The sequence below is a fragment of the Saccharopolyspora sp. NPDC045839 genome, assembly GCF_056431645.1.
Window position 1 is genome coordinate 22,252 of sequence record NZ_JBWKKH010000061.1, and the last position, 9,356, is coordinate 31,607.

General features: G+C 70.5%; 9 protein-coding genes. 4 read left to right on the top strand and 5 right to left on the bottom strand.

Annotated features, from left to right (window positions below; translation table 11 throughout):
- Positions 1-129: 129 nt before the first annotated feature.
- Together purF and purM are read left to right on the top strand one after the other, a co-directional pair.
- Positions 130-1,716, top strand: a complete 1,587-nt coding sequence (gene purF / locus AC07EQ_RS42300) for an amidophosphoribosyltransferase (RefSeq protein ID WP_478393419.1) — start codon at positions 130-132, stop codon at positions 1,714-1,716.
- Between the two features lie 107 nt (positions 1,717-1,823).
- On the top strand, positions 1,824-2,936 hold the full coding sequence (purM, locus tag AC07EQ_RS42305) for a phosphoribosylformylglycinamidine cyclo-ligase (RefSeq protein WP_478393420.1): 1,113 nt from the start codon (positions 1,824-1,826) through the stop codon (positions 2,934-2,936).
- Between the two features lie 497 nt (positions 2,937-3,433).
- Here purM and AC07EQ_RS42310 read toward each other — a convergent pair whose 3' ends face one another.
- Positions 3,434-3,622 (bottom strand): DUF3073 domain-containing protein, encoded by a 189-nt coding sequence (locus AC07EQ_RS42310; protein WP_093264158.1) that lies wholly within the window; start codon positions 3,620-3,622, stop codon positions 3,434-3,436.
- Between the two features lie 237 nt (positions 3,623-3,859).
- On the opposite strand from AC07EQ_RS42310, the gene AC07EQ_RS42315 reads away from it, so the two are divergent.
- Positions 3,860-4,747: a DUF8083 family protein gene (locus AC07EQ_RS42315; protein ID WP_478393421.1), complete on the top strand. Its 888-nt coding sequence runs from the start codon at positions 3,860-3,862 to the stop codon at positions 4,745-4,747.
- Between the two features lie 94 nt (positions 4,748-4,841).
- Here AC07EQ_RS42315 and AC07EQ_RS42320 read toward each other — a convergent pair whose 3' ends face one another.
- The 4 genes from AC07EQ_RS42320 to AC07EQ_RS42335 form a co-directional block, all read right to left on the bottom strand.
- Positions 4,842-5,651 carry a methyltransferase domain-containing protein gene (locus tag AC07EQ_RS42320; protein ID WP_478393422.1) on the bottom strand — a complete coding sequence of 270 codons (810 nt, stop codon included), beginning with the start codon at positions 5,649-5,651 and terminating at the stop codon, positions 4,842-4,844.
- Positions 5,652-5,814: 163 nt separating this feature from the next.
- Positions 5,815-6,375: an RsiG family protein gene (locus AC07EQ_RS42325; protein WP_478393423.1), complete on the bottom strand. Its 561-nt coding sequence runs from the start codon at positions 6,373-6,375 to the stop codon at positions 5,815-5,817.
- Between the two features lie 127 nt (positions 6,376-6,502).
- Positions 6,503-7,645, bottom strand: coding sequence for a CAF17-like 4Fe-4S cluster assembly/insertion protein YgfZ (gene ygfZ / locus AC07EQ_RS42330; protein WP_478393424.1), 1,143 nt, complete (start codon positions 7,643-7,645; stop codon positions 6,503-6,505).
- Positions 7,642-8,082, bottom strand: a complete 441-nt coding sequence (locus AC07EQ_RS42335) for a Fur family transcriptional regulator (protein ID WP_478393425.1) — start codon at positions 8,080-8,082, stop codon at positions 7,642-7,644. Before AC07EQ_RS42335 ends, ygfZ begins: the two co-directional genes overlap by 4 nt.
- A 154-nt stretch (positions 8,083-8,236) precedes the next feature.
- On the opposite strand from AC07EQ_RS42335, the gene AC07EQ_RS42340 reads away from it, so the two are divergent.
- Positions 8,237-9,085: an aminodeoxychorismate lyase gene (locus AC07EQ_RS42340; protein ID WP_478393426.1), complete on the top strand. Its 849-nt coding sequence runs from the start codon at positions 8,237-8,239 to the stop codon at positions 9,083-9,085.
- Positions 9,086-9,356: the final 271 nt, after the last annotated feature.

A 9,356-nucleotide genomic window follows, 5' to 3' on the forward strand; every position in this document is an offset into this window, starting at 1 on the left:
GAACCTGCACGTCGCGTCGACGGCCGGTCCGAGGATGAGATGGCGGACACGCATCGGGGCGGAGTAGGGCCGGTTGCCACCTGTTTACACTGAGGTGTAACTCCGGCTTCGTCCTTCAGGGAGTTCTCGGTGGTCACCGACCGGCCCGAACCGGCAAACGCAAGTACCCCAACGGACCTCTCCAGCCTCGAACGCGACATCCCCCGCGAGGAATGCGGCGTCTTCGGCGTCTGGGCACCCGGCGAAGAAGTAGCCAAGCTCAGCTTCTACGGGATCTTCGCCCTCCAGCACCGTGGGCAGGAGGCCGCCGGCATCGCCGTCGGCGACGGCTCGCAGGTGCTCGTCTACAAGGATCTCGGCCTGGTCAGCCAGGTCTTCACCGAACAGACCCTGGCGTCGCTGCGCGGCCACGTCGCCGTCGGGCACGCCCGGTACTCGACGACCGGCGGCGGCAGCTGGGAGAACGCCCAGCCGACCTTCCGCACCACGGCCACCGGCAACGGCCTGGCCCTGGGTCACAACGGGAACCTGGTCAACACCGCCGAGCTGCTGGAACGGGTCGTCGCCGAGGGCGTCGGCACCACGGCCAACACGTCCTCGCCGGCCAACGGCTGCGAGCGGGCCACCAGCGACTCCGACCTGGTGACCGGCCTGCTGGCCGCGCTCGCCGTGGACAAGGGTCTCGAACAGGCAGCGATGGAGCTGTTCCCGACGGTCCGCGGCGCGTTCTCGATGGTCTTCTGCGACGAGCAGACGCTCTACGCGGCGCGCGACCCGCAGGGCGTCCGCCCGCTGGTGCTCGGCCGGCTGGAACGCGGCTGGGTGGTGGCCAGCGAGACGGCCGCGCTGGACATCGTCGGCGCGTCGTTCGTCCGCGAGGTCGAGCCCGGCGAACTGCTCGCCATCGACGGGGACGGGCTGCGCTCCCAGCACTTCGCCAGCCCGAAGCCGAAGGGCTGCATCTTCGAGTACGTCTACCTGGCCCGCCCCGACACCACGATCGCCGGCCGCTCGGTGCACGGCACCCGCGTCGAGATCGGCCGCCGGCTGGCCAAGGAGCACCCGGTCGACGCCGACCTCGTGATCCCGGTGCCCGAGTCCGGCACGCCCGCCGCGATCGGCTACGCGCAGGCCTCCGGCATCCCCTATGGCAACGGCCTGGTGAAGAACTCCTACGTCGGCCGGACCTTCATCCAGCCGTCGCAGACCATCCGCCAGCTCGGCATCCGGCTCAAGCTGAACCCGCTGCGCGAGGTGATCCGCGGCAAGCGGCTGGTCGTGGTGGACGACTCGATCGTCCGCGGCAACACCCAGCGCGCCCTGGTCCGGATGCTCCGCGAGGCCGGCGCGATCGAGGTGCACGTCCGGATCGCTTCGCCGCCGGTGAAGTGGCCGTGCTTCTACGGCATCGACTTCGCCTCCCGCGCCGAACTGGTCGCCAACGGCCTGGACATGGACGGGGTGCGCCGCTCCATCGGCGCGGACAGCCTCGGCCACGTCTCGCTGGACGGGCTCGTCGCCGCCACCGAGCAGCCCCGCACCCGGCTGTGCGCGGCCTGCTTCGACGGCGACTACCCGATCCCGCTGCCGGAGGACGCCCGGATCGGCAAGTACCTGCTGGAGGGCCTCAGCCAGGCCGAACGCGGTGTCGCAGGGCCGGCCGAACCGGTGCTGCCGAGCAGCTACGGCGCGGCCGACGCGCTGCAGCGGCCCTGAGAATCGCACCGTTCCCGCACCCGGGTTCGCCATCGGCGCGTAGCGTTGTCCGTGCTACACATGCGCGTCCGGCGAACCGAAACTCGCACCAAGATGTGGAGCCAGTCGTGTCCGAAGACCTGCTCGCAGGGTCTGCCCAGACCGGTAGTCCGAAAGCCACCTACGCCGCCGCGGGCGTGAGCATCGAGGCCGGTGACGAGGCGGTCGAGAAGATGCGCCCGTGGGCGAAGCGCGCGACCCGGCCGGAGGTGATCGGCTCGCTCGGCGGCTTCGCCGGGCTGTTCCAGCTCAAGCTCGACCGCTGGAAGGAGCCGGTGCTGGCCTCCTCCACGGACGGCGTGGGCACCAAGCTGGCCGTCGCGCAGGCCATGGACGTGCACGACACGGTCGGCATCGACCTGGTCGCGATGGTGGTGGACGACCTGGTGGTGTGCGGCGCCGAGCCGCTGTTCCTGCAGGACTACATCGCGGTCGGCAAGGTCGTGCCGGACCGCATCGCCGACCTGGTCAAGGGCATCTCGGAGGGCTGCGTGCAGGCCGGCTGCGCGCTGCTGGGCGGGGAGACCGCCGAGCACCCCGGCATGATGGCGCCCGGCGAGTACGACATCTCGGCCACCGGCGTCGGCGTGGTCGAGGCGGACGCGATGCTCGGCCCGGACAAGGTCCGCCCGGGCGACGTGGTGATCGCGATGGGCTCCTCGGGCCTGCACTCCAACGGCTTCTCGCTGGCCCGGCACGTGCTGCTGGACATCGCCCGGATGCCGCTGGAGGGCCACGTCGAGGAGTTCGGCCGGACGCTCGGCGAGGAACTGCTGGAACCGACCCGGATCTACGCCAAGGACTGCATGGCGCTGGCGGCGGAGGCGGGCGTGCGGACGTTCGCGCACGTCACCGGCGGCGGGCTGGCGCAGAACCTGGCGCGGGTGATCCCGTCGGGGCTGACCGCGGTGCTGGACCGTGGCAGCTGGACGCCGGCCCCGGTGTTCCGGCTGATCGCCCAGCGCGGCCGGGTCGAGGCCGACGAGATGGAACGCACCTTCAACATGGGCATCGGTATGGTCGCGGTGGTGACGGCCGAGGACGTGGACCGCGCCCTCGCGGTGCTCACGGCCCGCCACGTGCCCGCCTGGGTCCTCGGCGAGATCGCCAAGCAGCCGACCGTCGAGGGAACGAACGAAGAAGACCGAGTGATCCTCCGCGGCAACCACCCGCGCTTCTGACAAAGCCTGCTTCCGACTCACCTCGCCCGCGGTGCGGGTAGCGGAACTGACGCCGGGCGCGGTTCGGGTTCTGTCCCGGGCCGCGCCCGAAACGTGTGATCGCGGCCGGGAATCCCGATGGGGTTTCGGTCGTTGAACCGATTGCCGGCGTGCGCGTGTGCCCCCGGGCTCCAACTATCGCCTGCTGGGAATACCGTTCGGCTGGAGCCCAGCAGCGCCACCCGCCGAGAGGCGGCCCGCGCGCGTCGGCTTCGTCTTGCCCGCCGGACTTCCGCGCGCGCGTTCGCCTTCTCGCTCAGGCCTTTTCGGACGGCAGCACACAGACGTGAGTGGCGTCGCCGGTGAACCCGGCAACGCCACTCGCGGTGCTCCTCCTATGTGGGACTTGCGAACTCGTCAACCCCACCCGCTCCTTGACATCGGGTCAGACGAACGACTCCGACGTACCTCACCATCGAGCGAACAGCGTTCAACCGCTGTCCCCGTGGAGAAGTGCTTCAACGTCGGTCGTAGTCGTAGTCGTCGTACCCATCGTCGCGCGAGTCATCGCGGTCCTCACGGGACCACTCGCCGGACTCCGAGACGGACAGCTCGCGCTGCAACGCCTCTATGTCCATGGACGGGGAACTGTACTTCAGCTCGCGGGCCACCTTCGTCTGCTTGGCCTTAGCCCGGCCGCGCCCCATGGCTCGACCCCCTCGCACAGGGTTGCGGGGCGGACAGGGGAATGTCGGCCCCGCATGATCTCGACAACTTTTCCTGTAACTACCGTACCGTGTCGAGGCGGTTCAACGCGACGTGGTGCCATGACTGAGTGCCCGTGTCTTGGGTGACGTCGAACTCTCCTCCTCCGAGGGCCCTTCCCGCACCTGTTTTCGCTGCCCGGAGAGCCAGCCGCAGGCGGTCCCGGGACGCATGACACGATGCTCGCTGTGCCAGAGCCGTTCGTCGCCTACCTGAGGGTGTACGAGCCCCTGTCGGCCTTCGACTCGCCGCTGCGCGAGGAGCTCGAGGCGGCCGTGGAGCAGGGGCCGGTCGACCCGTTCGACGCCGGGCTGCGGGAGCAGGACGTCTGGCTGCGCAGCCAGCTCGCCTCGCCGCCCCGGCTGCTGCCCGGCGAGACCGCTGACGGCGCGGTCACGGGCGTCGGCGACGTGCTGGTGCTCGATCCGGCGGACGTGCCGAGCGCGCCGTCGGCCACAGTGGGGCCGGGCCCGCTGGTCTGCCCGCTGGACCTGCGCGGGCGGTCCGCCGCGGCGCTGGTCGGCTTCCTGGGCGATGCGGAGGTCCCGCTGCAGACCGCGGTGCTGCAGGTGCCCGCGGAGAAGGCCAAGGTGCGCGCCACCGCGGTGGTCAGCGAGCTCGCGGGCGGCGGGGTGCACGTGCTGTCGTCCACCTGGACCGTCCCGCTGCCGTGGTTCGTGCTGATCGATCCGGCGGAGCGCTGCGTGTTCACCGAGCCGGGCCGGCGCCGGGTGTGCTGGCGGGCGGCGATGGCCGACGCGCGGCGCCGGGTCGCCCGGGCGCACTCGATCGGCCGGAAGTCCATCGGCGAGGAAGGGCCGACGCGGATCCTGCGGGAGACCGGCCGCTGGCTGGAGCGCTTCCACCCGCACTCGGCGGTGGAGCTGGACTACGGCGGCCTGGTGCAGCTGATGACGTCCAGCGACCTGGACGCGGACACGTCGGCGGAGGACGTGCACGCGATCGTCGACGCGATGGAAGCCGACGACGCCGAAGACGTCGCGACCCACTACGAGACCCTGCGGGACTTCTGGGCGGAATTCGCGGCCCGCGAACGCCACAACTGACGACGAACGCACCACGCGCCTCCCTCTCGGCGGCCCTAGCGGGTCCGTGAGCGCTTTGGGGCGCTAGAGCACCCCAAACGCTCACGGCCGGAGGTCAGGGGCGGCAGGTGATCTCGCCGTTCAGGACGGCGAACCAGCCGTCCTCGGCGGCGATCCAGGTGTGCCAGGCCGCCGCCAGTTCCTCCAGTTCCCCGCGCGTCGTCAGGCCGTGGGTGAGGGCCTGTTCGGCGAAGGACGACCGGCGGATGCGGTCCGCCCACAGGTTGCCCCACCAGGAGCGCTCTTCGGGCGCTGCGAAGCACCACGCCGACGCCGTGCACGTGATGTCCTCGAAGCCCGCCTCCAGTGCCCAGGCCTTGAGGTACCGGCCGCCGTCGGGGAAGGCCTGGTTGCTCTGCGCCACCTGCCGGTACAGCTCCAGCCAGCGGTCCAGGCCCGGGTTGTCCGGCGACCAGCGCATGCCGCCGTAGTCCGCGTCGCGGGCCGCCACGACGCCGCCCGGCTTGCACACGCGCCGCATTTCCCGAAGCGCGGCAGGCGGATCGGTCAGGTGCTGCAGCACCTGGTGGGCGTGCACGACGTCGAAGGAGTCGTCGGCGTAGGGCAGGTGGTAGACGTCGGCGTTGGCGAAGGCGATGTTGTCCAGGCCGCGTTCGGCGGCTCCGGCGCGGGCGATCTCCAGCGGCTCGTCGACGTTGTCGATGCCCAGCACCTCGCCGGGGCCGACCAGGGCGGCGAAGTCCAGCGTGATGGTGCCCGGCCCGCAGCCGATGTCGAGCACGCGGGTGCCCGGCCGCAGGTGCGGGATCAGGTAGGCGGCGGAGTTCTCGGCGGTCCGCCAGCGGTGCGACCGCAGCACGCTCTCGTGGTGTCCGTGGGTGTAGGTGTCCGGCTGCGCACTCATGACATCCATCTCAAAATATGGGAGATCAGTACCAATATGTGAGCGTACTCCGGGGAAAGTGCAGTTGGGAAGAAAAAAACTCGTGAGAGTTCGATCCGGTTCTTACCGGATCGAACTCTCACGAGCTGCGTTTCGAGCGTCTACTTAGGACGCCGTTCGGCGGTCAGGGCCGGTCGCGTTCCTCCGCGAGCCGGTCGTCCACGGATGCCGCGCCCTCGCGGTAGCGGCGGGCGATCTCCGCGTTCAACCGGTCCACCACGCCCTGCACCTCCCGGCGGCGCTGGGACACCGAGTCCTCTTCTCCGGTGTAGGCGCCGAGGGCCTGGTCGAGCTTGGCCTCCGACAACGACATCACGTCCGAGAGGTCGACATCGGAGATCAGCGCCTCGACGTGCCTGCGGTGCGCCTCGGCCCGCGACGGCTCGGTCGTCTGGTAGCGGCCGGAACCGGCCGCCGGCCCGACGGCGTTGTCCGACAGGATGTTCACCAGCTGCTCGACGACCGAGGCGGATCCGCCCTCGCTGCGCCGCCGCTGCTCGGCGCGCACGATGTCGATCCGCGCGTGCAGAACCCGGCGCAGGTAGGAGAGATCCGTTTCCTCCTGCGCCGCCTCGTCCCGCAACGCACGTACCTCGCCGAGCGTGCGCTGTTCGATTTCGCTGGTGTAGTCCGGGGCCAGGACCCTGTCGATTCGGCGCCGTCCACCCGGGCGGACTTCGATCACGTGGCCATCCTCCGGCAATTCTGTGCAGTTCGCCAACAGTTCTGGCGATGTTGTTGCAACAACGGTGCTCCCCCGCCGCGTTGGATCACGCGTGGGGTGGCGCCTCCAGACATACCCGCCTCGTCAACTACCGGCCGCGCAGCCCCTGGGCCGCGATCCGTCCCGGCGGCTCGCCGGTGTCCGGCGGCACCGAGTCCGGATCCACCGCGGCCGCCACCGCGCGATCCTGCTCCGGATCGCCGGCGACCAGCTCGCCGTCCACCGGCGCCGACCGCTTGAGCAGCGCCAGCGCCACCGGTCCGAGCTCGTGGTGCTGCACCACGCTGCCCACCCGGCCGACCTTGCGCTCGCCGAGCCACACCGGATCACCGGTCTCCGGCAGGATCTCCGCCGAACCGTCGAGGTGCAGCAGCACCATCCGCCGCGGCGGCTTGCCGACGTTGTGCACCTTGGCGACGGTCTCCTGACCGCGGTAGCAGCCCTTGGCCACGTGCGCCGCCACGTGCACCCAGCCGAGCTCGTGCGGGATCGCGCGCTCGTCGGTGTCCAGCCCGACCCGCGGCCGCAGCGCCTCCACCCGCAGGGCCTCGAAGGCGAGCGTGCCGGAAGGCCGGATGCCGGCGTCGGTCAGCTTCGTCCACCACTCCACCAGCGACGCGCGCGGCACCACGAGGTCGATGGTGGGCAGCGCGCGGAACGGCACGAACCGGCTGAAGCCGCCGCCGGGCAGGGGTTTCACCTCGTACGGCTTCGACGGCACCGGCGCGAACTGGGCGAGGATGCCGCCCGCGTCCGGGCCGACGGCGGTCAGCACCGCGAACTCCTCGCCGGCGTCCCGAGGCTCTACTTTGGACCAGAAGCGCATGGCGTCGAGGTACTCCAGCAGCGACTGCCTGCCGTCCACGCCCATCGTCGGTAAGGCGCTGGTGGCCTGGGCCCCGGCATCGGCGTCCAGGTAGACGACCTCGTCGTGGTGCGCGACGAGCACGTGGCAGTCGACGCGGCCCTGGCTGTCCAGCACCAGCGCCTCGGTGCCCTGCCCGTCCGGCAGCTCCGTCAGGTGCTGCGAGAGCACCAGGTGCAGCCAGCTCAGCCGCTCTTCGCCGGGCACCGCGATGACCTGCCGGTGCGAGCGGTCCACCAGCACCGCGGAGCGGGTCGCCGACCGCTGCTCGGCGAACGGGTCGCCGAAGTGCCAGGGCACACCGGCGTCCACCGCATCGTCCGGCGCGGGCACCGCACCCGGCAGATCCAACAGGGGTGAGCTCATCGGCGCTCCTCGGCGGCGTCGGCGTTGCGGCAGTTCCGGCACGTGCCGGACAGGGCCAGGTGGGTGGCGTCCAGGGCGAACCCGAACCGGGCGAGCAGGGCGCGGCACAGGTCGTCCAGCAGCTCCGTCGAGATCTCATCGATGGTCCCGCAGCGGTGGCACGCCAGGTGGACGTGCTCGTGCTCCTCGACGGAGTAGGTCGGCGCGCCGTGCCCCAGGTGCGTGTGCCGCACCAGGCCCAGCTCCTCGAGCAGGTCCAGGGCGCGGTAGATCGTCGTGATGTTGACCGTCGATGCGGTGCCCTGCACGCGCCGGCAGACCTGCTCCGGCGTCGCGTGCCCGAGCTCGCGCACCGCGTCCAGCACCAGCTGGCGCTGCGGTGTCATCCGCATGCCGCGTTGGTGCAAGGTGCTGCGCAGCGATCCCTGGTCGCTCAATGCCCGCTCCTGTGCTCGGCGCGCTTGAAGTTCCTTCGATCGTAACTCCGCGCCGGAATGCTCGGATCGGCTCGTTGAGCGGGGCGGGTGATGCTGCCGGCCGCGTGGCGCGGGGCGGCCGTTGTCGTCGGCGTGGAGGTTCTAGGCTTCCGGCATGCGCGTACTGGCACTTTTGGACGGGACCCTCGTTGATCCGGAGGCGCCGCTGTTCCGCGCCGACGACCTCGGCGTGATGCGCGGCGACGGCATCTTCGAGACGATCCTGGTCGCCGACCGGAAGCCGAGGGAACTCGGGCCACACCTCGACCGGCTGGAGCGCTCCGCCGGCCTGATGCAGATGCCGCTGCCCGAGCGCGCCGCGTGGGAGCGCGTCGTGCAGACGGTCATCGACAACTGGCCGTGGGACACCGACCCGCAGATGGCGCTGAAGCTCGTGTGCACCCGCGGTGTCGATGGCGGCGACGGCACCCCCAACGGCTTCGCGATGGGCATGCGGATCGGCCCCGACACGCTGCGCAAGCGCGCCGAGGGTGTCGCGGCGGTGACGCTGGAGCGGGGCTACGCGCCGGACCTGATGGACCGCGCGCCCTGGCTGCTGCTGTCCGCGAAGACCCTGTCGTACGCGGTGAACATGGCCGCGATGCGGGAGGCCGAGTCGCGCGGCGCGGACGAGGTGATCTTCACCGCCACCGACGGTTCGGTGCTGGAGGGGCCGACCTCGACGGTCGTGCTCGCACAGGGCCGCACGCTGCTGACCACGCCGCCCAGCTCGGGCATCCTCAAGGGCACCACCCAGGGCGCGCTGTTCCGCGCCGCGGAGAAGGCGGGCTGGAAGACCGAGGTGGCGAAGTTCCCGGTATCGGCGCTGTTCGAAAGCGACGGCGTGTGGCTGGCGTCGAGCGTCCGGCTGATGACCCAGGTGCACACCATCGACGGCACGGCGGTCAAGACCGATGCCGACCTGCACGCCGAGATCAACCGCCTCTACGAGTCCAACTACTGATCACTGACACCGGTGGACCGTCCGGCCGCAATTTCAATGGAAATCAGACCTTCGATTTCAATGGAACTTGCGGCCGGACGGCGTGTCGGTCCACGACACGCCGACACCTGTGGATAACTCCCGCAATTTCCATTGAAATTGGATCTCCAGTTTCCATTGAGGTGATCTCAGTGGGCTTTGGTGTGTTCGTGGTGGGTGAGGGTGAGTGCGGCGCGGACGATCGTGGTGATTTTGCGTGGGCTGGCGGTGATGCGTTTGAGTGTGCGCCAGC